The 24,520-nt window shown below is 64.2% G+C and carries 25 protein-coding genes and 1 tRNA gene; 7 read left to right on the top strand and 19 right to left on the bottom strand.

Features of this window, described 5'->3' with window-relative positions:
• Positions 1-233: 233 nt before the first annotated feature.
• Both RIF85_RS07170 and RIF85_RS07165 read right to left on the bottom strand, forming a co-directional pair.
• Positions 234-315, bottom strand: a tRNA-Tyr gene (locus tag RIF85_RS07170).
• 116 nt (positions 316-431) lie between these two features.
• The gene (locus RIF85_RS07165) at positions 432-653 is read right to left on the bottom strand and encodes a hypothetical protein (RefSeq protein WP_309071230.1); all 222 of its coding nucleotides are present in this window, start codon (positions 651-653) and stop codon (positions 432-434) included.
• Positions 654-833: 180 nt separating this feature from the next.
• Here RIF85_RS07165 and RIF85_RS07160 point away from each other — a divergent pair, with 180 nt between their 5' ends.
• A complete protein-coding gene (locus tag RIF85_RS07160; RefSeq protein ID WP_309071229.1) occupies positions 834-1,322 on the top strand; it encodes a YajQ family cyclic di-GMP-binding protein in 489 nt (162 codons plus the stop codon).
• Between the two features lie 171 nt (positions 1,323-1,493).
• On the opposite strand, the gene htpX is transcribed toward RIF85_RS07160, so the two are convergent.
• From htpX to RIF85_RS07135, 5 genes are all read right to left on the bottom strand, one after another.
• Complete coding sequence (gene htpX / locus RIF85_RS07155) at positions 1,494-2,372, bottom strand: zinc metalloprotease HtpX (RefSeq protein ID WP_309071228.1); 879 nt, start codon at positions 2,370-2,372, stop codon at positions 1,494-1,496.
• A gap of 78 nt (positions 2,373-2,450) precedes the next feature.
• Positions 2,451-3,098 (bottom strand): 4a-hydroxytetrahydrobiopterin dehydratase, encoded by a 648-nt coding sequence (locus tag RIF85_RS07150; RefSeq protein WP_309071227.1) that lies wholly within the window; start codon positions 3,096-3,098, stop codon positions 2,451-2,453.
• Between the two features lie 50 nt (positions 3,099-3,148).
• Positions 3,149-3,874 (bottom strand): GntR family transcriptional regulator, encoded by a 726-nt coding sequence (locus RIF85_RS07145; RefSeq protein WP_309071226.1) that lies wholly within the window; start codon positions 3,872-3,874, stop codon positions 3,149-3,151.
• Between the two features lie 2 nt (positions 3,875-3,876).
• The gene (locus tag RIF85_RS07140; protein WP_309071225.1) at positions 3,877-4,371 is read right to left on the bottom strand and encodes a PTS glucose transporter subunit IIA; all 495 of its coding nucleotides are present in this window, start codon (positions 4,369-4,371) and stop codon (positions 3,877-3,879) included.
• Complete coding sequence (locus tag RIF85_RS07135) at positions 4,368-4,598, bottom strand: glucose PTS transporter subunit EIIB (protein WP_309071224.1); 231 nt, start codon at positions 4,596-4,598, stop codon at positions 4,368-4,370. Before RIF85_RS07135 ends, RIF85_RS07140 begins: the two co-directional genes overlap by 4 nt.
• Positions 4,599-4,773: 175 nt before the next feature.
• Here RIF85_RS07135 and RIF85_RS07130 point away from each other — a divergent pair, with 175 nt between their 5' ends.
• From RIF85_RS07130 to nagB, 3 genes are read left to right on the top strand one after another with little or no spacing between them, the layout of a single operon-like run.
• The gene (locus tag RIF85_RS07130; RefSeq protein ID WP_309071223.1) at positions 4,774-6,066 is read left to right on the top strand and encodes a PTS transporter subunit EIIC; all 1,293 of its coding nucleotides are present in this window, start codon (positions 4,774-4,776) and stop codon (positions 6,064-6,066) included.
• Complete coding sequence (gene nagA / locus RIF85_RS07125) at positions 6,056-7,288, top strand: N-acetylglucosamine-6-phosphate deacetylase (RefSeq protein WP_309071222.1); 1,233 nt, start codon at positions 6,056-6,058, stop codon at positions 7,286-7,288. The genes RIF85_RS07130 and nagA overlap by 11 nt, the downstream gene beginning before the upstream one ends.
• Positions 7,289-7,290: 2 nt before the next feature.
• Positions 7,291-8,067 (top strand): glucosamine-6-phosphate deaminase, encoded by a 777-nt coding sequence (nagB, locus tag RIF85_RS07120; protein ID WP_309071221.1) that lies wholly within the window; start codon positions 7,291-7,293, stop codon positions 8,065-8,067.
• A 17-nt stretch (positions 8,068-8,084) separates the two neighbouring features.
• On the opposite strand, the gene RIF85_RS07115 is transcribed toward nagB, so the two are convergent.
• On the bottom strand, positions 8,085-9,356 hold the full coding sequence (locus tag RIF85_RS07115) for an MFS transporter (RefSeq protein ID WP_309071220.1): 1,272 nt from the start codon (positions 9,354-9,356) through the stop codon (positions 8,085-8,087).
• A gap of 146 nt (positions 9,357-9,502) precedes the next feature.
• Here RIF85_RS07115 and RIF85_RS07110 point away from each other — a divergent pair, with 146 nt between their 5' ends.
• Positions 9,503-10,243, top strand: coding sequence for an MBL fold metallo-hydrolase (locus RIF85_RS07110; RefSeq protein ID WP_309071219.1), 741 nt, complete (start codon positions 9,503-9,505; stop codon positions 10,241-10,243).
• 8 nt (positions 10,244-10,251) lie between these two features.
• Here RIF85_RS07110 and RIF85_RS07105 read toward each other — a convergent pair whose 3' ends face one another.
• A complete protein-coding gene (locus RIF85_RS07105; RefSeq protein WP_309071218.1) occupies positions 10,252-10,941 on the bottom strand; it encodes an alpha/beta hydrolase in 690 nt (229 codons plus the stop codon).
• Positions 10,928-11,680, bottom strand: a complete 753-nt coding sequence (locus RIF85_RS07100; protein ID WP_309071217.1) for an alpha/beta hydrolase — start codon at positions 11,678-11,680, stop codon at positions 10,928-10,930. The genes RIF85_RS07105 and RIF85_RS07100 overlap by 14 nt, the downstream gene beginning before the upstream one ends.
• A gap of 93 nt (positions 11,681-11,773) precedes the next feature.
• On the opposite strand from RIF85_RS07100, the gene RIF85_RS07095 reads away from it, so the two are divergent.
• Together RIF85_RS07095 and RIF85_RS07090 are read left to right on the top strand one after the other, a co-directional pair.
• A complete protein-coding gene (locus tag RIF85_RS07095) occupies positions 11,774-12,250 on the top strand; it encodes a Fur family transcriptional regulator (protein ID WP_309071216.1) in 477 nt (158 codons plus the stop codon).
• Positions 12,251-12,264: 14 nt separating this feature from the next.
• Entirely contained in the window at positions 12,265-13,761 is a 1,497-nt protein-coding gene (locus tag RIF85_RS07090; protein WP_309071215.1) for a catalase, read from the top strand.
• 39 nt (positions 13,762-13,800) lie between these two features.
• On the opposite strand, the gene RIF85_RS07085 is transcribed toward RIF85_RS07090, so the two are convergent.
• The 9 genes from RIF85_RS07085 to RIF85_RS07045 form a co-directional block, all read right to left on the bottom strand.
• Positions 13,801-14,433 (bottom strand): TetR/AcrR family transcriptional regulator, encoded by a 633-nt coding sequence (locus tag RIF85_RS07085; protein ID WP_309071214.1) that lies wholly within the window; start codon positions 14,431-14,433, stop codon positions 13,801-13,803.
• Positions 14,434-14,478: 45 nt separating this feature from the next.
• Positions 14,479-15,987, bottom strand: coding sequence for an amino acid permease (locus RIF85_RS07080; protein ID WP_309071213.1), 1,509 nt, complete (start codon positions 15,985-15,987; stop codon positions 14,479-14,481).
• A gap of 99 nt (positions 15,988-16,086) precedes the next feature.
• On the bottom strand, positions 16,087-18,648 hold the full coding sequence (locus RIF85_RS07075; protein WP_309071212.1) for an MMPL family transporter: 2,562 nt from the start codon (positions 18,646-18,648) through the stop codon (positions 16,087-16,089).
• 18 nt (positions 18,649-18,666) lie between these two features.
• Positions 18,667-19,281, bottom strand: a complete 615-nt coding sequence (locus RIF85_RS07070; RefSeq protein WP_309071211.1) for a TetR/AcrR family transcriptional regulator — start codon at positions 19,279-19,281, stop codon at positions 18,667-18,669.
• A gap of 68 nt (positions 19,282-19,349) precedes the next feature.
• Positions 19,350-19,763, bottom strand: a complete 414-nt coding sequence (locus RIF85_RS07065; RefSeq protein ID WP_309071210.1) for a VOC family protein — start codon at positions 19,761-19,763, stop codon at positions 19,350-19,352.
• Entirely contained in the window at positions 19,760-20,044 is a 285-nt protein-coding gene (locus RIF85_RS07060) for a metalloregulator ArsR/SmtB family transcription factor (protein WP_309071209.1), read from the bottom strand. The genes RIF85_RS07065 and RIF85_RS07060 overlap by 4 nt, the downstream gene beginning before the upstream one ends.
• A 38-nt stretch (positions 20,045-20,082) precedes the next feature.
• Complete coding sequence (locus tag RIF85_RS07055; protein WP_309071208.1) at positions 20,083-21,237, bottom strand: FAD-dependent oxidoreductase; 1,155 nt, start codon at positions 21,235-21,237, stop codon at positions 20,083-20,085.
• Positions 21,238-21,339: 102 nt separating this feature from the next.
• Positions 21,340-22,713 carry an MFS transporter gene (locus tag RIF85_RS07050; RefSeq protein ID WP_309071207.1) on the bottom strand — a complete coding sequence of 458 codons (1,374 nt, stop codon included), beginning with the start codon at positions 22,711-22,713 and terminating at the stop codon, positions 21,340-21,342.
• Positions 22,694-24,496 (bottom strand): ABC transporter ATP-binding protein, encoded by a 1,803-nt coding sequence (locus tag RIF85_RS07045; RefSeq protein ID WP_309071231.1) that lies wholly within the window; start codon positions 24,494-24,496, stop codon positions 22,694-22,696. Before RIF85_RS07045 ends, RIF85_RS07050 begins: the two co-directional genes overlap by 20 nt.
• Positions 24,497-24,520: the final 24 nt, after the last annotated feature.

Here is a 24,520-nt window from a genome sequence, read left to right as displayed (position 1 = left end):
TCGATAGTCTCGGGGAAGGTTGCCTCTGTGATGTCAATAGTTGCCATATCTTCACGCTAACGAGAATCGGCCTGGATGTCGCGTCCTGTTCGCTGAGCGCGAGGTTGCTTGGTACAACGAGACCGTCAGGAGGCGTTCGTGATGCGATCGATCGTCGGGCAATCACAGGGCGGAAATATGGACAGCAGAAGGCCCGCACCCAGTTCCCTGGAGTGCGGGCCTTTCGTGGCGAGTGGCAGATGAGGGATTCGAACCCCCGTAGGCAGTGCCAGCTGATTTACAGTCAGCCCCCTTTGGCCGCTCGGGTAATCTGCCGAACGTCCCTCGAAGAATTCTCTTCAAGAAGACCACCTGCGGATCGCCGTCCGCAGGCAAAACAACTTTACAGAACATCCCGCCCAGAATCGAATCGGTGGTTTGGCGGGGCAAAGTCACAGGCCGGCAGCTATCCGACGCTCGATCTGTGCAAAGAAACTTCCTGCCTGGTCAGCAGTGACAAGCCCCAGCGCGACAGCATTCTCGAGCTCAGTCCGGACACCCTCCAGCCGGTCCGTCACCGTGCGGTTCTCGACATCCGGTTCCTGCGGTCTCGTCACTATGGGCGAGGAAGCAACCGACGGCGCCGCCCCGACCCCGGTCAGCGATGCGGCCATGATCAATGACCCAGCGACAGCATGACGAGCACGAACAAAATAGCGACGCGATTGCGCGGTCAAAAGTTCCTCCTGAGAACACCGTGATCTCCACGCTTTCACCCGGTAATGGGAGCCGCCTGTTGTGAAGCTGTGAATTAGGGTAGAAGCAGGAAAACACCAACCCAGAAGGAGGCAACGGTGGCCAGCGAATCCACATTCGACGTTGTGAGCAAGGTAGACAAGCAGGAAGTCGCCAACGCGCTGAACCAGGCGCAGAAGGAACTCGCCCAGCGCTACGACTTCAAGGGCGTCGGAGCCGAGGTCGATTTCAGCGGCGAGAAGATTCTCATGAAGGCAAACTCGGAAGAGCGCGTCCTCGCGGTGCTGGACGTCCTGCAGTCCAAGATGATCAAGCGCGGCATCTCCCTGAAGTCCCTCGATACCGGTGAGCCTTACCCTTCCGGCAAGGAGTTCCGCCTGGAAACCTCCATTAAGGAGGGCATCGCCCAGGACGTTGCCAAGAAGATCAACAAGCTCATCCGCGATGAAGCGCCCAAGGGTGTCAAGTCCCAGATTCAGGGCGACGAGCTGCGTGTCAGCTCCAAGTCCCGGGATGACCTTCAGGCCACGATGGCACTGCTCAAGAACTTTGACGAGGCTGACCTGCAGTTCGTCAACTTCCGCTAGGAAAACCAGCCAACCACGACGACGGCGACGCTCCCCTTCCTGGGTGCGTCGCCGTCGTCGTACGTGGTGGAGTATCCCGGCGAAGTGTCCGGATCAGCGGGATAGTCCGGATAGTCCCACCGAAGGTGTGAGTTCGATGGGATCTCCCACCGACCGGGGAAGCTCGAGGAACTACTGGACCGCCCGGCCCGCCATACCTTCCAGGCGGGCGATCCGCTGCGCCATGGGCGGGTGGGACGCGAAGAGCTTTTGGACGCCGCCGCCGCGGAACGGGTTCGCAATCATCAGGTGCGAGGTGTTCACCAGCTGCTGGCTCTGGGGCAGCGGCGCCTGCTGGGTTCCGCGCTCGAGCTTGCGGAGCGCCGAAGCGAGGGCCAGCGGGTCACCGGTGAGGCGGGCGCCGTCCTCGTCTGCGTCGTATTCGCGCGTACGGCCGATAGCCATCTGGATCAGTCCTGCGGCGAGCGGTGCGAGGAACGCGAGCAGGAGTGCGGCGATCGGATTACCGCCCGAATTGCGGTTGCCGCCCATCATGCCCGTGAAGGCGAACATCTGCGCCACTGACGTGATCACGCCGGCGACGGCGGCCGCAACGGACCCGGTCAGGATGTCGCGGTTGTAGACGTGCATCAGCTCGTGTCCAAGGACACCGCGCAATTCCCGTTCGTTCAGAATCTGCAGGATGCCCTGGGTGCAGCAGACGGCTGCGTTCTCCGGATTACGGCCGGTGGCGAAGGCGTTCGGAGCCATGGTCGGCGAGACGTACAGACGGGGCATCGGCTTGCCCGCCTTGGTACTCAGCTCACGCACGATCCGGTACATCGCCGGTGCCTGCTGTTCGGTCACCGGAACGGCCTTCATGCTCCGGATAGCCAGCTTGTCGCTGTTCCAGTAGCTGTACGCGATCGAGCCCACGCCGATGAGCGCAAAAATCCAGAGGAATGCCGAGCTGCGCGTCGCCGATGCGACCACGGCCCCGAACAGCAGGAAGATGCCCATGAGGGATCCGAAAAGCAGGGCCGTCTTGGCTCCGTTGAAGTGGTTGTGCACCTGTTCTCCTTGTTGAACTTACCTACCGGTACAACGGCGATGCGGGTCGCGCTGTTCCACGACTGTTTCTGTAGCCCGTCAGCGCTCCAGCACGGTGCACACGCAGGCCCGGTTTCCTTCACCGTCGGCGAGCACCGTGAAGGACGGCGCCTGCGAATCATCGACAACGGTTCCACCAGCAGCAACAGCAGCTGCGATGCGGGCCTCCGCCATGTCGTGGGGAACCCATACGTCCAGATGGAACCGTTGGCGTGGAGTTTCGTGGGCATCGGTGCCCTGGAACCACAGCAGCGGCACACGGCCTGAGGGATCGACGACGTCGTCACCGGCCGTATTGCCGGCGTCACCGGTGAGCAGCGCCGCCCAGAACGGTCCAGCGGCGGCGAGCGCGGCGGTATCCAGCGCGAGTTCCACCTCGGCGAGCGTCTCGGGCTGCGGCGTCAGCCCTTGCTCCCGCGCGATGGAACTGATGGCCCGCGCGAGGTCGACGTCCCGCTGCGTCAGGGCACCGGCGTCGTGACTGATCAGTTTCAGGTCGACGTGAGGATAGGTGAGGGTGACATCCGGGTGGTGGTTGGCGGCTTCGGCGGCATCGCTGACGGCAGTCACGAACCGCAGGCCTGTGGTGAAGCTGCCGGTCCGGAAGCGGGCGTGAATGCCCTGCGCGAGTTGGCGCCAGTCGTCGAGCCCGGCATCGAGAATCTGCTTGCTGGTGAGCTTGTCCATGACCCCAGTATGTCGCGGTATGGAACCGGTGCAACGGCCCGGAGGAGGTCCTACTGGGCGAGCGTCATCGAGATCTGGTAGCGATCGGACCGGTAGGTGGAGATTGAGTATTCGATGGGCACTCCGGGTCCTTCCGGGCCAGTGAAGGATCGCCGGTGGAAAAGCAGGACGGGGGCACCCGGAGCGATATCCAGCAGCGGCGCTATCTCCTCGGAGGCGGCACTGGCCTGGACGGTCTGTTCCACCCGCCGTACCGGGTGGCCGGAGGTGGACAGCACCCGGTAGAGCGAGCCGGTGAGGTCCTCCGCGAGCAGGTCGGGAAGCAACGCGGGAGGAAGCCATGATTCGTCCACGCTCACCGGCGCGTCATTGGCGAGCCTGAGTCGGCGCAGCCGGTACGCCGACTCGTCCGTCCGCAGTCGCAGATGTGCAACGGCGCCTTCGGGCGGTTCGTCGAGGTCGGCCGTGATCACCCGGGTACTGGGCACGAAGCCGGCGGCGCGCATGTCCTCATTGAAGGAGGCGAGGTGCAGCACCGACCGCACCATGCCGTGGGAAACAAACGTTCCCTTGCCCTTCTCACGAACCAGTTCGCCGTCACGGACAAGGTCTGAGATGGCCCTGCGGACGGTAATCCGGGAGACCTCGAACATCTCCTCGAGCTGCCGTTCACCGGGCAGCGCTTCGCCGGGCTTCAGCGTTCGCGCCAGTTCCTGGAGTTCCCGGCGAAGACGAAGGTGCTTGAGCTCTCCCGATGCCGGGCCGCTTCCAGGCACCCTCACACCCGCGGAAGACTGAACAGGGGCTGTCCGGCCAGGACGTAAGCTCCGGGGTTGCCCACCGCCACTGTCCCCTGCTTCGAATCGAGCACAACCACGGGGCAGCACGGGCTGAGCTCCCGGCCGCGCAGGAAAGCCACATCGACGTCCACCATGGGGTCCCCCGTCCGGACCTCGTCGCCCTTGGCAGCCCGGACTGTGAAGCCTTCTCCCTTCAGGTGCACGGTGTCGATTCCGACGTGCACCAGGACAGCCGGCCCGGATGCGTGCTGGACGATGTAGGCGTGAGGCATGACCTTGACCACGCGCCCGTCCACCGGGGCCACAGCGGTGAGCACACCGGCGTCGTCCTCCGGCATGACGGCAGCGCCGTCTCCCACCAGCGCTTGGGCGAACACAGGGTCAGGGACCTCGCTCAGCGCGAGCACGACGCCGGGAAGCGGCGAAGCGACCGTCAACGCTCCCTGTGCGCCCTCCTCTACTTCAGGACTCACATGAGGTCCTGAATGTCATCGGCAAGGCTGTCCGCTTCGGGGCCGACGACGACCTGAACCACGGTTCCGGCAACCACGACGCCGTGTGCGCCGGCTGCTTTCAGCGCGGCCTCATTGACGCGCGAGGAGTCAATCACCTCAGTACGCAGCCGCGTGATGCAGCCCTCGATCTCCTCGACGTTATCTGCTCCGCCGAGCGCCGCCAGGATGTCTTCGGCCTTGGACATGTCTCCTCCTTCGTCGGTGATGCTGGACTGTGGACCGTATTTCCGCAGCGCGGGTTGACAATCGGACTCCAGCGCATCACAGTGATGGTTGTCACTGGTTATAACCAGTGAGGATGACTCTACTGACTTCGGCAAAGACACACAAGCGCCCTCCCTCCACGAATCGAGGATTCACATGTCCACCGCAAGCACCAACCCCGAGCCGGGCAAGGGCGCTGCTGAAGCGCCCACCGACCCAGGAACAAATACTCCGGAAAAGACCAAGGGCAGCGGTAAGGCCCTGCAGAACCTTCAGCGTTTCGGGCGCAGCCTGATGCTGCCGATCGCCGCCCTGCCGGCGGCGGCGCTCCTGCTTCGCCTGGGCCAGGACGACCTGCTGGGCAGCTTCGAATCGCTCTCCACCGCGGCGCACGTTATCGGCGCAGCTGGTGGCGCGCTGTTTGAGAATCTCCCGCTGCTGTTCGCAGTGGGCATCTCGTTCGGTTTCGCCAAGAAGGGCGACGGATCCACAGCCCTGGCCGCCGTCGTCGGCTACCTCGTGCTGACGAACGTCTTCGAGGTCATGGCACCGCTGGTTCTGGGTGAGGCGCCGGAGGGCGGCGAAGACCCGGTCATCAACTACGGGGTCCTTGCGGGCATCGTCATGGGCCTCACGACGGCGTGGCTCTGGCAGCGCTTCCACCGCACCAAGCTGCCCGACTGGCTGGGCTTCTTCGCCGGCCGCAGACTGGTGCCGATCCTCACCGCGTTCGCGGCCATCGCCATCGGCGTGGTCATGGCGCTCATCTACCCGCTCTTCGACCGCGGCCTCACCGCCGTCGGCAACACTGTTTCGGAAAACACGGTGGCCGGAAGCGGCATCTACGGATTCCTGAACCGCATGCTCATCCCCCTGGGCCTGCACCACATCCTTAACTCGATCGTTTGGTTCATCATCGGGGACTACGAAGGTGCCCAGGGTGACCTCAACCGCTTTTTCGCCGGCGACCCGGAGGCCGGTGTCTTCATGACCGGTTTCTTCCCGATCATGATGTTCGCCCTCCCGGCGGCCGCTCTGGCGATCTGGCAGGAAGCACGTCCGTCCCAGCGCAAGCTCGTCGGCGGCATCATGCTGTCCACCGGCCTGACCGCCTTCCTGACCGGCATCACCGAGCCCCTCGAGTTCTCGTTCATGTTCGTCGCCTGGCCGCTGTACGTCATTCACGCGATCCTCACCGGCGTATCGATGATGGTGGTGAATGTCCTGGACATCCACCACGGGTTCGGGTTCTCGGCGGGTGCGATCGACTACGTGTTGAACTTCGGCATCGCCCAGAATCCGCTGCTCCTGATCCCGATCGGCCTGGCCTTCGCTGCGGTGTACTACGTGCTCTTCCGCTTCGTCATCCGCAAGTGGAACCTCCGCACCATGGGCCGCGAGGACGAGACGACTGACGCGCCGTCGATGGCCCGCCCGGATGCTAGCTGACGCCGGCCCCGGCGAGGACCGGGTTCTTCGCGGCCGGCTGGTCACCGGCCGGCTGGTCACCGGCCGGCCGGCCGAGGACGTGATCGACGACGGCGCCGTCTGGCTCGCCGGGGGCCGCATCGAATGGTGCGGCCCGGCATCGGCACTGCCGTCCGGTGCTCCTGACCGGATCGAGCAGGTCCCGGTAATCCTGCCCGGACTGGTCGACCTCCACTGCCACGGTGGAGCGGGACACACCTTCTCCGCCGATCAGGACGGTGCCCGGGCGATTGCCGGCCACCACGCAGCCCATGGGACGACGTCGTTGCTTGCCTCGCTGGTCTCGGCGCCGGCGGATGAGTTGCTTGGCCAGATCGAGGTGCTCCGAGAGCTGGTGCACGACGGAACGCTGGCGGGCCTTCACCTGGAGGGGCCGTTCATCGCCGCCGACATGTGCGGAGCGCAGAACCCGGCGGCGATCATCGAGGGTAACCCAGCTCTGCTTCGTCAATGGCTGGAGGCCGGACGGGGAACCGTCCGGACCATCACACTCGCTCCGGAAACCGCCCACTTCGACGAGCTCGTGGCACTTTGCCGGGAACACGCCGTCGTACCTTCGGTAGGGCACACCGCAGCAACAGCGGCCGAAATGCGGGAGGCCCTTGAGCGCAGCCCAGCGGGATCCTGGTCGGCCACCCATCTGTTCAACCGCATGCCGCCGCTCGATCATCGCCGCCCGGGCCCTATCGCCGTGCTGCTCGACACCGCCCGGCGCGCACCGGAAACCGTGGTCCTTGAACTCATAGCCGACGGTGCGCACCTGGATTCGGAAACGGTCCGGATGGTCTTCGGTTTGGTCGGTCCGAGCGGCATCGCCCTCATTACGGATGCGATGGCCGCGGCCGGAATGTTGGATGGAGACTACACCCTGGGTGCGCTCGACGTTGAGGTGCGGAACGGCACGGCGCGGCTTGCAGTCCCTGACGGCAGCCAGGGCGCCATCGCCGGCGGCACCAGCCGACTGCTGGAAAATGTCCGGCGCTGCCGTGAGTGGGGCATCCCTCTCGCGGATGCGGTCGCGGCCGCTTCCTCGACCCCGGCACGGCTGATCGGGAACGACGACGTCGGCACCCTCGCCGCAGGGCGCCGGGCAGACGTGGTGGTCGCCTCGGACGAACTCGAAGTTCTGCAGGTGTACCAAGCCGGTCACCTGCTTGAGCACGCAACAACAGAAAGGGCATAACCGTGCAGGTCATCATCTGCGACTCACCGGAACAGGTCGGTTCGCGCGCAGCGGACATCATCGAAGAGCATGTGCGGCGCGGGCCCGCGGTTCTGGGACTGGCTACCGGCAGTTCACCTGCGGGAACCTACCGCGAACTTATTCGGCGCCACCGCGAGGAGGATCTCAGCTTTAGAGATGCCACCGCCTTCACACTCGACGAGTACGCGGGACTGCCGCTGGATCACGAGCAGTCGTATCATTCAACGATCCGGCGGGAATTCCTGGACGACGTGGACCTCCCGCTGTCCCGTCTGTTTACCCCGCACGGGGATGCCGAAGATCTCCGTGCAGAGGCGGCCCGCTATGACACCGCTATCCGCGAGGCCGGCGGTATCCACGTCCAACTCCTCGGGATCGGCGCGAACGGGCACATCGGGTTCAACGAGCCGACGTCGTCCCTGACATCGCGGACCCGGGTCAAGACTCTTGCCCGCATCACGCGCTCCGACAACGCGCGGTTCTTTCCCGGCGGTGAGGTCCCACAGCTGTGCCTGACCCAGGGGCTCGGGACCATCAGCGAGGCACGGCAGGCCGTGCTGGTGGCTATCGGCTCCAACAAGGCCGCCGCCGTCCGCGCAATGGTCGAGGGTCCGGTCAGCGCCTTCTGCCCCGCCTCGGTCCTGCAACTGCACCCTCGCGCCGTCGTCGTCCTCGATCGTGAGGCAGCCTCGGAACTGCAGCTCACCGATTACTACCACAGGGCACAGGAGCTGAACGACCGGCTTCTCGCCCGGTAGCGCTCAGCGGGGGTCGCTTACGGTTCGGGGGTGCGGGAGTCGTACCGGCCGAAGCGCGGTTGAAGTCGGGCCAGCAGGACCACCAGGAGCATGCACACGATCCCGCCCCACAGCGCGGTCCAGCCCTCACCGATCCACTCGGCCGCCCCGCCCCCGGCCAGTTCGCCCAGCCGGGGGCCACCGGCGACGACGACAATGAACACTCCCTGAAGTCGTCCCCTCATGGCATCGGGAGTGGCCGACTGCAGGATGGTGCTCCGGAACACGCCGCTGACGGAATCGGAGACGCCGGCCAGCAGAAGGCAGAGGGCGGCGGGAATGATCCACGGGGTCATCCCGCCGTCGGGCGAACGTCCGGCAAGGATGACGACGAGTCCGAACGCGCTGATCGATGCTCCCCATGCGGCGACAGACCACTGGACAGCTCTGCCCTGACGGTGAACGTGTCCCAGCGGACCGGAGAACAAGCCGGAGAGCACGGCTCCGAAGGCACTCGCCGCGAGCAGGATTCCGACTGTCAGTTCGCCGCCCCCAATGAAAACGGCGCCTACTGCGGGCAGCAGCACGCGAGGCTGTGCCATCACCATGGCGGCGAGGTCGATGAGGAAGGTCATCCGGATGTTCGGCCTGGTGCCGAGGTAGCGGAACCCCTCGATGACTGTGCCGAGTCCTGCTCGCCGCACCGGCCCTTCAGGAGGCATGGCGGGGAGCCGGAAGAGTGCCCACAGCGCGGCGGTGAAGGTGACGACGTCGATGGTGTAGGTCCAGCCGTAACCCACCTGTGCGATGAGCAGCCCCGCAAGCATCGGTCCCACGGTGAACGCGAGCCCGAAGGTGATCATCGACAGGGCGTTGGCGGCAGGCAGCAACTCAGGCCGCACCAGCCGCGGAATGATGGCCGTCCGTGTCGGCTGGTTGATGCCGGCAAATCCGCTATGCACGGCGATCAGGACGTAAAGCAGCCAGACGTTGTCGGCTCCGGCCCAGGCCTGCAGCGCTATGCCGATCGTCGATGCCCACAGGCCGATTCCGGACAGGAGGGCGACCTTGCGCCGATCATGGGCGTCGGCAACCGCTCCCCCGTACAGTCCGGCGAAGATCAGCGGCACCAGGGCGAATAGACCGATCAAACCGACGTTGAGGCTTGAGCCGGTGATGTCATAGACCTGCAGGCTCACAGCCACCAACGTCAGATTGGTGCCGACTGCCGAGAGCGCCGTCCCAAAATACATCCTGCGGAAAGCCGGACTCTCCTTCAGCGGAGTGATGTCGGCGAGGAGTCTTGGCACCGGCCAAGTCTACCGGCGGAGCCGTTACCTCCGGCAACGACCCGCGCGTGTTCGCAATTCATCAGCCTGCTGACTTTACGGGTGCGGATGACTAGGGTTGCACTCACAGCGCCGCTCGCAACCGATCGTCAAGTGAAGGAACCGCCATGCTCACCAGCGAAGTCGCCGAGGGAATCCACTGGCTGGAACACGCCCACGTCAACGTCTACTTCGTCGAACAGGAAGGCCGTGTCATGATCATCGATGCGGGCCTCCCTGCAATTTGGCCCAGAGTCCGGGAAGCCCTGCGCGAACTCGGATTCGAGGACTCGGTAGTGGCGCTGGTCCTCACCCACGGTCACTTCGATCATGTGGGAGTAGCTGCGCGGATAAGGAGTCACTACCGGGTGCCGATACTCGTCCACCCGGATGACGCCTATATTGCCGCCCATCCTTACCGCTACAAGCACGAGCTGAACCGATTTGTGGTGCCCCTGCAGAACCCCGGCAGCCTGCCCATCCTCGGCCGGATGACGCTGGCGGGAGCCCTACGGGTGCGCGGGGTCACCGATACCCTGCCGCTTGCCCCCGGGCTGGCGGCCAACCTCCCCGGGATGCCGGAGGTCATCCATGTCCCGGGACATACCGCGGGCCACGTTGCTCTTCATTTCGCTGATCGCGGTGTGCTGATCATCGGCGACGCACTGGTCACCCTGAATCCCTACACCGGGGTAAAAGGACCACAGATCGTGTCCGGCGCCGCAACCGCCAATTCTCCGCAGGCCCTGGACTCCCTCGACCGCATCGCGGCGCTGCACGCCGACAAGGTGCTGACCGGCCACGGCGAGCCGTGGCTTTCAAGCCCGGCCGAGGCCGTCGCAATCGCCAAGAAAATTGGACCCTCCTGAAGGGTCTCCTATCCCGCGGGCTCCGGGGCGTGGGCTGCAATGGCTGTATCGACAGCGTCGAGTACGCGCTTGTCTCCGAGGGGCCGAAAGTGGCCCATGATGTCGAGCCGCACGTTGGTTGCACCGACCAATTCGCTGCCGCCCGGGATATGCGGATCGAACGTTCCGTAGATGGAGGTAATGCGTGAGTTCACGGCAAGGTTGGCCCGCAGTGCGTTCAGCGTCCGGTTCCGTGGCGAGAATGCACGCAGGCTGGGAAGGAACGCGAACATCGCGTAGACGGAACCGGAAAAGGGCGAGTTCACGGCAACCAGCTGGTGTACGCGCGGCGCAGATTCCGGAAGGGTCATGACGTATTTTCCGATGAGCCCGCCCTTGCTGTGCGCTACAAGGATCACGTTGCGCAGGTCCCGCTCCCGCAGGTACTGGGCGACGAGTTCCGCCATCGCTGGAACCGTGCCCCGGTTGTAACCCAGCGCAGTGACCGCGTGCACTGGGTGCCCGTTTGCATGGAGATGGGAAGCGACCGGGTGCATGAACTGCCAGGGCTCGTAGATCCCCGGGAGCAGGACCACGGGCGCCTTGTCGCCGGACAGCTGGGAGCCGGCGTCGCCCCGGAAGATAAAGCCGCGCGCCTGCCAGAAACCGACGTAGGCGTAGTCGAGGCCCCAGGCCCACCCCCGCTTAAGCAGCCGCATGCGGGTCCCCGGTCAACAGTCCCCGGGCAGTTTCTGCGGGGCGACTGAACATCAGGATGTGTGGCACATCCGGCACCTCCACGATCACGGAGTTCGGATTGGCGGCGGCCAAGCGCTGGAGCCAATCCGTCGGCACGATCGGGTCGCGTTCCCCCCGCATGAGGACGACCGGGCAGGCTACCCGCGGTAGCGCATCTTCAAGCCTGTGGCTCACCATGGCCGGCAGCGTGCGGAGGTAGGGAACGATCGAACGAAGGTAGTCGGTGAAGACCATCCAGTTCACGGCCGGCGGCTCACGGAGCGTGTCCTGCGCCAGGCGCAGCGCCTGCTGACTGACCGAACGCTCCTGATCATTCACAGTGGGCCCGAGCAACACGAGCTTGTGCACCAGCTCCGGAGCAAGGGCCGCAGTCTCTGTGGCCACCTGGCACCCCATGGAGTGGCCGACCAGAACTACCCCGGTCAGGTCCAGCCTTCGCAGGACAGCCACAACGATTTCACCGAGCTCCGGCACCGACAACGCCCGCCGCGGCCAGGGCGAAGGACCGAAACCCGGAAGTTCGACCGCGTAGACAGCGCTGTTCGTAGCCAGTTCGGCGGCCAACCGCTCGAAATAGCGGGCGGAGACGCCGATGCCGTGGACAAGGACGATCGGTTGCCCCTGACCTGTCCTCCGAACGTTGACAACACAGTCTCCAACGCGCTCCTGGCGTCTTTCTTCCCAGGGCGTACGGCCCATTCTTCAACCCTTCATCGCCAATGTATCCCTACAGCCTAGCCCGTTAGGCGAGGCTTATTATGAGTCACTCAGAATAAGTGTTTTACTGGTCCCATGACCGAACAGAATGCGCCCGTGAGCCCCTGGGCTGCGCCGCTGCGCTCAGCGGGGCGAAGGGTGACCAGGCAGCGCCTGGCGGTGCTCGCCGCCGTCGAACGGTCACCGCATTCAACCGCCGACGACGTCGTGACCGCGGTTCGGAGTGAACTCGCCGATATCACCGTGCAGTCGGTGTATGTGGTCCTCTCCGATCTCACGGAGAGCGGGCTGCTGCGCAGGATCGAGCCGCCCCACTCCCCCGCTCGGTATGAAACCCGGGTCAATGACAACCATCACCACGCGGTCTGCACCGGGTGCGGCCGGATCGAAGACGTGGACTGCGCTGTCGGACACGCGCCCTGCCTCACTCCATCCTGGTCGCCCGGATCCAGCCGGATGACCATTCAGATTGCCGACGTGGTGTATCAGGGTCTCTGCACCGACTGCCGCGAGACCTCCCCAAATCTTCCCGAACTAACAGAAACACACTGAAAGAAGGAGAATCCATGACTGCCAACTTCAGCACCACCCAATCGGGTGCCCCCGTTGTCGACGACAGCAATTCCTCAGCCCTGGGCCGCGACGGCGCCATCCCGCTGACTGACCACTACCTGATCGAGAAGCTCGCGCAGTTCAACCGTGAGCGCGTTCCCGAGCGCGTTGTGCACGCCAAGGGCGGCGGTGCCTTCGGTATGTTCGAGACCACGGAGGATGTCAGTCGGTACACCAAGGCTGCGCTCTTCCAGCCCGGTGCCATGACCGAGACGCTGCTGCGCTTCTCCTCCGTTGCCGGCGAGCAGGGCTCCCCGGACACCTGGCGCGACCCCCGCGGCTTCGCACTGAAGTTCTACACCTCCGAGGGCAACTACGACCTTGTGGGCAACAACACCCCGGTGTTCTTCATCCGCGACGGCATCAAATTCCCCGACTTCATCCACTCGCAGAAGCGCCTTCCCGGTTCAAACCTGCGCGACGCCAACATGCAGTGGGACTTCTGGACCCTCTCCCCTGAGTCAGCGCACCAGGTGACCTGGCTGATGGGCGACCGCGGACTGCCCGCCTCATGGCGCACCATGAACGGCTACGGCTCCCACACCTACCAGTGGATCAATGAGGCCGGCGAAAAGTTCTGGGTCAAGTACCACTTCAAGTCCAACCAGGGCCACGAGACGCTGACCGGCGACGAGGCTGAGGCACTGGCGGGTTCGGACGCAGATCACCACATCCGCGACCTTTACGAGAACATCGAGCAGGGCAACTTCCCCAGCTGGGACCTCAAGGTCCAGGTCATGCCGTACGAAGAGGCAAAGAACTACCGGTTCAACCCCTTCGACCTGACCAAGGTCTGGCCGCACGCTGACTACCCGCTGATCCCGGTCGGACGCCTCACCCTGAACCGCAACCCGGAGAACTACTTCGCGCAGATCGAGCAGGCCACCTTCGCGCCGTCGAACTTCGTTCCGGGTATCGCGGCATCCCCCGACCGCATGCTGCAGGCCCGCATCTTCTCCTACGCCGATGCGCACCGCTACCGCGTGGGAACCAACCATGCGCAGCTGCCGGTCAACGCACCGAAGAACGAGGTGCGAAACTACTCGAAGGACGGTGCCGCCCGCTTCTTCTTCAATTCCCCGCAGACCCCGGTCTACGCTCCCAATTCGGTGGGCGGCCCCGCTGCAGATCCCGCGCAGTACGGTGAGCACGGCGGCTGGGAGAACGACGGCGACCTGGTGCGCGCCGCGCATAGCCTCCATGCAGAGGACGATGACTTCGGTCAGGCCGGCACGCTGTACCGGGAGGTCTACAACGACGCTGAGAAGGCGCGCTTCCTGGAGACCATCACGGGTGCGGTCAGCGGTGTGACCATCGAGGATATCCGTGAGCGCGCCATCCAGTACTGGACGAACGTTGACGCGGACCTTGGCGCGAAGCTTCGCGCCAACCTCGGCAGCGCTTCCGGTGCGGCCCAGAACTCCGAGGCCGAGGCCGCGAACAAGTTCTAGGGTGTAACCCGTGTAAGCAAGCGGAAAGGGAGGACGGGCTCAGGCCCGTCCTCCCTTTTCGCTGTTTCCGGCCTCCGAATGGACTGCAGCGAGCGCATGGTCCAGGCCACTGAAGAACCGCTCAACCAGCAGGTGCAGCGCCCGCTTCACGGACGCTCCGTCATTGTTCAGCACAAAGTCGTACTGCAGACCGTACAGGCTTGATACGAAGAGTCGCGCCGAACCCTCCGCCGCCTCGCGCGGCAGGCCCTGGTTCACCAGCCAATCGGCAGCAAGTTCGTGCCAGAACGAGAACTTCCTCAGGGCACTGCCGCGGGGGTTGGGACTCACGGAGTCCTGAACGGCGGCTTCGAACTCCAGTCGCTGCAGACTTCGGTTCCTGTCGACCAGCAGTTCATTCCAGGATTCCAGGAGCCATTCACGAAAGTCGTCCCGGGTGAAACTTTCGGGATTCGTCGGCTTGATGGAATCATGACGTGCCTCAATATGCGCGACGATCTCGTTGATGAGCTCCTCGCGGTTTCCGAAGTGGTAAACGAGCACATAGCTGCTGATGCCCAGCCCATCGGCAAGGGTGCGGAAGCTCAGGCTCGCGAACGTCTTGTCGAGCAGATACTCGACGATCTGGTCGAGAAGCTCGTTCTTGCGTTCCGGTTTCGGGGGGCGCGCCATGGCTGAATATTACAGTCCGCCCTGACGCGCCCCTCCCGCCGAAGGTCAACGTCCCGCGCGGGACTCCTCCAGCTCGGGTTCATCTGCGTTTCCTGATGCCAGCCGTGAGTGCCGCCGACCGTACGCGAAGTAGATCGCGAAACCCACGACGAGCCAGATGCCGAAGAACACCCAGGTCACGGTGGCCAGATTGAGCATGAGGTACAGGCAGAGGACCGCCGACAGAACCGGGATCACCTTGCCGAAAGGCACACGGAAGGACGGCTTCAGATCAGGGCGCTTCTTGCGGAGCACCAGGATGCCGAGGCTGACCGTGACGAACGCTGACAGCGTGCCGATGTTGATCATCTCGGCGAGCAGCTCTACCTCGGTGAAGCCGGCCAGCAGCGCAACGACGACGCCGCAGAGGATCTGTGTGCGGGCCGGAGTGCTGCGCTTCTCAGAGGTACGGCTCAGCCCTCGGGGCATCAGCCCGTCACGGCTCATCGCGAAGATGACCCGTGCCAGACCCATGAGCAGCACCATGATTACGGTGGTCAGGCCAATGAGGCTTCCCACCGAGATGATGCCGGCGGCCCAGTCTGCTCCCACCAGCTGGAATGCGGTGGCCAGCGACGGCGATTCCGCTGCGGCAAGTTCCTTGTACGACACCATCCCGGTCACGGCCAGGGTGACAAGGATGTAGAGCACGGTCACCAGCGCCAGGCCACCGAAGATTCCGCGCGGAAGGGTCTTCTGCGGGTCCTTGACCTCCTCGGCGGAGGTGGCAACGACGTCGAAGCCGATGAACGCGAAGAAGACCAACGCTGCACCGGAGATGATGCCGGTGAAACCGTAGACGGCCGGGTTGGCACCCGACAGGAAGGACAGGAAGGGCTGCGAGGTCCAGTCCGCATCCAGTGCCGCGGGCGGCTCGGAGGCCGGGACAAACGGCTGGTAGTTCTCGCCGTTGATGAAGAAGAATCCCGCAACAATCACGAACAGCACGATGGCGATCTTGATGATGGTGAAGATGTTGTTCACACGGGCTGACAGCTTGGTTCCGAGCACCAGAATGACGGTGAAGATCGCCACGATGATGAGCGGCCCCCAGTACATGGTGATACCGAAGACGTTGACCTGGGACGGAACGTCCAGGTTGAGCACCGCGAACAGGTCACTGAGATACACGCCCCAGAACTTCGCGATCACCGCTCCGGCCATCAGCAACTCAAGAATGAGGTTCCAGCCGATGATCCATGCGAGAAGCTCACCCATGGTCGCGTAGGTGAAGACGTAGGCGCTGCCTGCAACAGGGATCGCTGTGGCGAACTCGGCGTAGCACATGATGGCCAGCGCGCAGGTAATTGCAGCCAGCACGAACGAGATGGTCACTGCCGGCCCGGCGTTGAAGGCCGCTGCCTGAGCGCCGACCGAAAAAATGCCGGCGCCGACAGCAACAGCCACGCCCATGATCATGAGGTCCCAGGTGGTGAGCGACCGCTTGAGTGTGCGGCCCTTCTCACCTGAGTCTGCGATCGACTGTTCGATCGACTTGGTACGGAAAAGATTCACGGCTATGTGTCCTTGATGGGGAAAACTGACCGCATAATCCTAGAGATTACGAAATACTTCTCCGCATTAGTCTCACCATGTGAGACGGTTTGATCCCCTTCAGCGGCCCGACGGTACCGGATCCGACGACGGCACGTCCCGGCCGGCGTCGTGGTCCGTCTTCTCCATCAACCGGGCGCCCTCAACGTCGACATCCGGGAGGATGCGGTCCAGCCACCTGGGCAGCCACCAGGCTGACCGGCCGAGGAGGTGCATCGCTGCGGGGATCAGGGTCATACGCACCACAAAGGCGTCCAGCAACACGCCGAAGGCCAGGCCGAATCCGATCGGTCGAACCATGGTGAGGTGGGAGAAGACGAAGCCCGCGAACACCGACACCATGATGATGGCCGCCGCCGTGACCACCCGTGCCCCGTGGCTGAAGCCGACGCGTACCGCTTCCTTCGCCGGCCGGCCGTGCACGAAGGACTCGCGCATTCCGGAGACAAGGAACATCTGGTAATCCATGGCAAGGCCGAACAGGACGCCGATCAGGATGATCGGCAGGAAGCTCAGGATCGGGCCGGGGTTGGTGACGCCAAAGAAATCACCGAGCCAGCCCCACTGGTAGATCGCCACGGTGGCCCCGAAGCTGGCCATCAGTGAGAGCAGGAACCCCGCTGTGGCGATGAGCGGCACGAGGATGGAGCGGAAGACCAGGAGCAGCAGGATCAATGAGAGCCCGACGACGATGCCCAGGTAGAGAGGCATGGCCTCCATGAGTTTGGCGGACACGTCGATGTTTGCGGCGGTCTGGCCTGTGACGGAAACTGTCACACCGGTGGCGTCCTCGATGTTCGCCGCCTCAGCGCGCAGGTCGCGGACAAGCTGTTCGGTGCTCTCGCTTGCCGGGCCTTCCTCGGGAATGACCTGGTAGATCGCGGTGCGGCCGTCGTCGCTGATGCCCGCGGGCACCGCCGCAGCAACGTCCTCGACCTGGGTGAGTTCGTCTGCGACGTCCAGCTGCAGTTCCGTGCGGTCAGCCTCGTCTTCGATGGGCGGCAGGTTGCCCACTACGAGCAGCGGACCGTTGGTGCCCTCACCGAACTTCTCACCGACAAGCGTGTACGCGCGGTAGGCAGTCGAATCAGCGGGTTCGGAACCGCCGTCGGGCAGTCCCACACGCAGTTCCAGGGCGGGGATGGCGAGCACCGCGAGCGCGGCGACGGCCGCAAGCACCGTCAGGATCGGCTTGCGGGTCACGGCACCGCCCCAGCCTCGACCCGCCGCATAGGAATCGTCCGCGGAGTGTTCTTCAGCGGCCTGCGCGTCAGCACCTGCGGACTCCGCCTTCGCCCAGCGGCGCTTCGAGATGACCCGACGACCCATGAAGCCGAGCAGCGCGGGCGTCAGGGTCAGCGCGACGATGACAGCTACGGCCACGGTTCCAGCCGCGGACATGCCAAGGATGGTGAGGAACGGAAGGCCTGGAACGGCGAGGGCGGCAAGCGCGATGACAACTGTGATACCCGCGAACAACACGGCGTTGCCTGCTGTACCGGTGGCACGCGCGATCGATTCCTGCACAGGCATGCCCCGCAGCAACTGCGTACGGTGGCGGTTCACGATGAACAGCGAATAATCGATCCCGACGGCGAGTCCAAGCATCAGCGCGAGTACCGGAGAAATAGAGCTCATCTGAATGACGCCGGTGAGCGCGAAGGTGATGCCAACGCCGACACCTACGCCGACGATCGCCATCAGCAGCGGAAGGCCAGCGGCGATGAGCGTTCCGAGCATCAGGATCAGGACGAGCGCGGCCACGGCGAGGCCGATGACTTCCGCTGGACCGAAAATCTCGGAGATGTCCTGAACGATCTCCTTGCTGTACTCCACCGAGAGACCGGCCTCGGTCGCCCGGTCCGCGGCCGCTTGGACAGCTTCTCGCGTCTCGACGCTGATTGCGTCCACCGACGACGTGAATTGGATGCTTGCGACGGCTGTGGTGTCATCCTCCGATACGAACTGCACTCCGGAAGAAGCCTCCAGTTGGCGTTCCCCCAGCTCCAGTTCGACGCGGGCGGCATCGAGTTCTGCCTGTCCTTCATCCAATTGCCCACGCTGCGCATCGATCTCGGTTTGGGCGGCGTCGAGTTGAGCCACAGTGGCATCGATCTGCTCGGCCGGAAGGAAGGACTTTCCGGCTTCGAACTGCGCGCGCTGCTCATCCAACTGTGCCTGTCCTGCGTCGAGCTGGGCGGCGCCGTCGCGGAGCTGCTGGGCGCCTGCTTCAAGCTCAGCACGCCCGTTCTCGAGCTCTTCCCGACTGTCGGCGATCTGTTGAGCGGTGACGAAGGGGTCGATCACCGCTTCCACGCCCTCGAGGTCAGCAACGTCACTCAGTACGCTGCTGACGTCTTCGCGCTGATTAGTGCTGAATTCACCGTCGGGGCTTTCGAAGACGATGGTCCCCATTCCGCCCACGGCGTCAGGCATCTCTTCCTTCAACTCGTCGAGGACGCGCTGGGATTCTGTGCCTGGAATCGTGAAGTTGTTGCTGAGGGTGCCGGAGAAGGCAACGGCTGACCCGCCGACCGCGACCATGATGGCCAGCCAGGCGGAGACCACCCACCAGCGGCGGCGGTAGGCGAACGAACCGAGTCGGTACAGGAGGAATGCCATGGTGATCTGCGTCCTGGGCTAGAGCGTCGGGTGAGAAAAGCCGTCACGCAGCATGGTGAGCGTTGTGACGATGTGGTTTTCGAGTGTCTGTGCCGCGTCGTGGTCAGGGTTCTCGCTGGAAGCCCATTCGCGCATGGCGGCTTTGGCGCAGGAAAGTAGCGAGCCGACGAGCGCATGAATGTACAGGCTCGATGCCTGTCCCTCCAGGCGCTCCTCGACCGCGCTGATGATGCGCGCTTCTGCGCGCTCCCAGGCCAGAAGCTGTGTGCCCAGGAGGTCCGGATTGCCCGCGGCCATGCGGAAGAGATCGCCGCAGTCCTGCAGGTTCTCGACCTTCGTGGTTGCTGCGAGCGCTTGAATCATCGCGTCAAGGATCGGCTCGTCGGCAGGACGTTTTGCCAGTTCAGCTTCAGCCTGGTCGAGGAATGCTTCGGTGGAGACGCTTAGCGCCTCTTCGGCACTGTGAAAGTAGTTGAAGAAGGTGCGACGGGAGATGTTTGCCCGCTCGGCGATGTGCTCTGCGGTGAACGCACCCAGACCTTCGGATCGGGCCAGGTCAAGAGCGGCCTGGGCTATTGCCCGCCGGGTGTCGAGCTTGTTCTGCTCGCGACGACTGGTTTGCTGCGGAGTCACATACTTACACTAGGTGCAAGTTTGCACATCGTGCAAGTTATTCAGGTACTGATCGCTCGGGAACTAATTTAGTAGGCGCCGCCGTCGTCTGCTGGAGCTTTCATCTCGATCAGCTGAATGAGATTGCCGCAGGTATCATCCAGCACAGCGACGAGGGCCGTGCCGATGTCAGTGGGCGGCTGAGTGAACTGAACCCCGAGGCCGGCAAGCCGAGCATGCTCCGCGGCAAGGTCATCGACGTTGAACTGAGCCAGCGGGATACCATCCTCCACCAGGGCATCCCGGTAGGGCTTGACGGCCGGGTGGCCCGCAGGCTCAAGGAGCAACTCCGGCCCGTCCGGCGCCTCCGGAGAAACGACGGTCAACCAGAAGTCCTCACCCAGCGGGATATCATGGCGGGTCCGGAACCCGAGGACATCCGTATAAAAGGCGTGAGCCGCCCGCTGGTCATCGACGAAAATGCTCGTCAGCGCGATTTTCATGCACTTGCCCTCTCACTGGCAGGCCACCGGTTCGCGATCTCGGCGAGTGGCCCTGGATTGAAGTAGTGGAACTTCGAACGCCCCCGGCGCTCGGTCGTGACCAGCCCGGCAGCTTCGAGGACCGCCAAATGCTGTGAAATAGCCTGCCGGGAGCTGGCCACTTCATGCCGCATGGTCAGAACCGAGCAAATTTCGAACAGCGTCTGGCCGTCCCGCGCGAACAATTCATCGAGGATCAGCCGCCTTGTCTCGTCGTCGAGAGCCCGGAAGATATCAGCCACAGGTCAATAATACGCAAGCGAACGCTTGCTCATCAAGGTTATGGAATTCGCACTGCCTTACCCGCCAGCGCATTCCCGATGGACCGGTTGACGAGCGGAAGGCGGGAGAGCCTGGTCATCACCCGCCGCACCATCAAATCCGCGTCCGACGACGGCAGGAACCACCGCCCTGCGCGCCGTCCCGCCTCCTGCTTCTCGCGCACGACGGGCATCCAATGATCCTGATAGGCAGCGAGACCGTCACTGATTGACGGAGCATGCACAAGGAGAGCGACCAGGACCCGGGCTCCCGCGATAGCCAATGAGGATCCCTGACCTGCGAGCAGGGAAACGGCTTGGCACGCGTCACCCACCAGGACTACGCGCCCCGTATGCCAACGATCCAGGTGGACCTGGGCAACGACGTCGTAGTAGGGGTTCGTAGGCGCCTGGTCGAGCGCGCGCGGGGCAAGCCAGCCAGCATCCGCAAATTCCCTGCGCAGGGTCTCCCTCCGGTTGGCCGGCAGGATTGGCGATCCATCGCGATGGATCAGGAAAGCCGCGACCCTGGTGCCCCGCAACCCGTATAGCCCTATCTGCTTGTCCTTGGTGTCACTGACCGCGAAGCGGCCTCTGACCTGACTATTGATCTCGGAATCGTCAAAGGTGAACGCTGCAGTATGGAATCCGAGGTACCTGATGAACTGCGCCTCCGGCCCGAAGAGGGCTTCCCGCACCGCCGAGTGGATACCGTCTGCGCCGACCAGAAGATCACCGTCAACGAATCGACCGTCACTTGTATGGACCCGGACTCCGTCGGCATTATTCTCGATCCGCGTAAATGTCGCACCGTAGCGAAGCGGAACCGACGCGGGAAGGCTCTCCCGCAGCGCTTCCTCGAGATCGGGCCGCATGATGCTCAGCAGCCGTCCATTGACGGCTTCAGCGAATCGCTTGAAGCTGAGCCGCCCGGTGGTGCGACCCGTCGAGTCGACGTAGGACACTTCATCAACGGAATAGGCACGTGCCTCGAGTGCAGGTAAAACACCCATCTTCTCCGCGGCGTCGTATCCGGCGCCGAAGAAGTCCATCATGTAACCGCTGGCCCTAGGGCCGCCTGACTTCTCGAGTATCTCCACTTGCCACCCCGCGTCAGCAAGGTTGACGGCGGTGGCGAGACCCGCGATTCCCGCGCCCACGACGATTGCTTTCACGGTCAGTCCTTCCCACAGCCCGGAGCAGCGCCGCATCCCGCCGACGGACCGGTACCAGTGCGGATTATTCTCTGGAGTACCTCACCTGACAAGGGCGAGTGCTTACTGCCTCGTCCTTCGGGCCGACTCAGGGTGCCGGAGCGCGGGGTGACTTCCATGCAGCAGCTTCGGCAGCAGGAGCGCTGCTAGCAGGGCAAGTGCGATGAGTGGCAGCCAGGGGGTTCCCGGCCACCAGTGATGCCGGTCGGTCAGGTCCAGCAGCCAGCCCAGCAGTGCGTTTCCAGCCAGCACTGCGACGCCGCCGCACGTTGCTGAGAGCCCGTAGTAGGCGCCACGGCCTGCTCCCGCTCCGGCGCTCTCCGGGATGAAGCTGGGTATGAGCGCGAGGACCGTGGGCCGAATCAGCATATGACCGAGCATGAGGACTCCGACGATGCAGACCATCAGTACCGCGGCGTGCGGTACTCCCGCGATGGCTGGTCCTGCTCCCTGTGCGTCCCAGCCTGATGCCTCGGAGCGCGTCCCTGCAGCTACCGCCGTCAGTGCGGTGATTCCCATCGCACTGGCCATCAGCAGGAACCCCACCGACACGGCCCGCCCCGGCCCGATCCGTTGGCCCATTGCAGCGACGGGCAACTGGAGCAGCAGGGTCATCACCGAAGCGGTCAGGAACAGCACGGCCAGCCACGAACTCTCCAGTCCCCGCCGGCCCAATTCGAGCGGAAACGCGAAATAGAGCTGGTTGTACGCCAGCATGCTGGTGCTTGCAAGAAGGCAAAAGGCGACGAACCGCCGGTTTCGCAGGCACGCCAGAGCGTCACCGGGGCGGCGCGCTTCGACTTCCGCTTCACCCTCCTGCGGTCGGCGTACCGGGACGTCGGCGGGCAGCCGGAACCACAGCAGTATGGTCACGGCGGCGAAGACAGCTATTCCTGCGGCCAATGCTGCATCGAACCCCCACCCCAGCAATGCCGCTCCAAGCAGGGGTCCGAGCAGCGCTCCTATTTCACCTGTGATGGCCAACCAGACGAACACCGACCGGCCGCCCTTCCGTCCGTCGGCGTTCGAGGGTGTACGGCTCGTGCGGGGAACCTGTCTCGAACGGTCCGCGTACGAGAGTTGGGATTCAAGGGCTGGCGAGAACAGCGCACCCCCTGCCCCGGTGAGCACGGCGCCCAGGAGAAAAAGGGTGAAGTCCGACGCCGCCGCCAGCGTCGCATAACCGGCGATGCGGACCAGACAGCCGGTGAGGATGGCACGGCGGGCACCCCACCGGTCGGCCAGCAGACCACCAAAGAGGAACATGCCCTGCTGACTGAACGTCCGGGCACCAAGGACAAGCCCGACGGCGGCCGCGTCCAGCCCGTAATCCCCGCCCATGGCTCCGGCCAGGAAGGGTATTACAGCATAGAAGCCCAGGTTGAAGACCAGCTGCGCACCGAGAAGTGTGCGCGTTTCAGAGGGGTATCGCGACACTGGTCGGTCTCTGTATCGTTTGCGCAGCAGCAACCAACTGCTTGCTGTGGCTGTGCTCCGGCTTCGCGAAGAAGTCGGTCGTGCGTGCCAGCTCAACGAGGGCGCCCTGATAGAGCACTGCCACCCGCCGGCTCATATACCGGATGACGTTCATGTCGTGGGAAATCATGATGAGGGCGAGCCGGCGGTCGTGGTGCAGGCGCAACAGCAGGTCCAGGACCTTGCGCTGGGTAACGGCGTCCAGGGCGGAGGTAGCCTCATCGCAGATCAGTACCGCCGGATCCAGGAGGAGCGCCCTCGCAATCGTAAGTCTCTGAAGTTGTCCGCCGGAACATTGGCTCGGGTAGCGTTCCAGCAGATCCGCCCCCAGTTCAACGTCTTGGACAGACTGCCTGATGAGCGCCTCACGCTCGTCCGCAGTGAGGGCACGACGGCGCAGCAATGCAGCTTCCAGGCTGGCGCGCAGTTTCATGCGTGGGTCAAATGCGTCGTGCGGCTCCTGGAAAACCAACTGCACTGCCGTTGGGTCCTTCACCTCCCCTGGCCGCGGCGATCGAATGATTCGGCCTCGATCTGGCGTCTCCACACCGACGAGCAGGCGGGCGAGTGTGCTTTTTCCGGAACCTGACTGCCCCAGCACACCAAGGATCTCCCCCTCCCGCACGCTGAGGGAGACTCCGTCGAGAGCCGGTCGGGCACCGCGCCCGTTCGAGGGGAACCGCTTGGTGACGTTCTCCAGTGCCAAGATGGTGCGTGGCGACCCGGCCTCGACCGAGGAGGCCCCGCCCCTGGCGACCGGCGTCGGGAGCGGAGTCCGGACCGCATGGCCACCTCCTTGCTTCTCCGCCGCAACGCGGACCGGGATGCGCGGAAGCGTCTCAGCCGCCCTTGCCTGAACCGTGCGGGCCCGGAGCAGGCTCTCCACCGGGATGCGCACAGGTTCCCGCGCGGGGTCGACCGTCGCCGTTGTGAGGGCTGACGCCGAGAGCAGTTCCCGCGTGAACGTGGTTTGCGGTGTATTCAATACAGTCCTGACCGGACCAGTCTCCTGGATGCGGCCGCCGTCCATCACCACCACCCGATCAGCGAATGCCGAGACGGTGGCCAGGTCATGGGTGATGTAGAGGACCCCGAGCCCGTGCACGTTTCTCTGCGTATCGATCAGCTCCAGGATCTGCCGCTCGAGCACTTTGTCCAGCGCCGACGTCGGCTCGTCGGCGAGCAGCATCTCCGGCTGGCCGGCCATGGCAAGCGCGAGCATGGCCCGCTGTGCCATCCCGCCGGAGAGCTGATGCGGGTACGAGCGCGCACAACGGGTCGGATCCTCGAACCCGGCGTCGGAAAGCAGCCTCAGTGCCTGCGCTTTGGCAGCTCGTCCGCGCAGTCCGCGGTGCAGTTTCAGCGGCTCAGCGAGATGGCGTCCGATCGTCATCCTCGGATTCAACATGCGCTTCGGCTGCTGATACAGCATGCCCAGCCGGCCGCCGCGAATACGGTTGAGCTCCTTGTCTTCACAGCGCAGGAGTTCTGTCCCGCCGAGCCGGATAGAGCCGGACGCAACACGGATCCCGGGCGGAAGCAATCCCAGCACCGACAGCGCAGTCATGGTTTTACCGCTTCCGGAGGCCCCCACCAGAGCCACCATCTCACCCGGCGCCACAGAGAGCCCGACACCGGAAAGCAGCAGCGGAGGAACCCCGCCTTCTCCGGACGGCAGCCGAGCAGCCGGCCCGGTGCTGGACCCGGCGAGGCTGAGACCCTCGATGGACAGACCCTCACCCATGGCCGGCAGCCGCCGTCGGAACTG

Source organism: Arthrobacter sp., from assembly GCF_031179385.1.
Classification (GTDB): Bacteria; Actinomycetota; Actinomycetes; order Actinomycetales; family Micrococcaceae; genus Arthrobacter_D.
The sequence above is the reverse complement of the archived record's forward strand: the minus strand, read 5'-3'. Positions and strand labels throughout refer to the sequence as shown.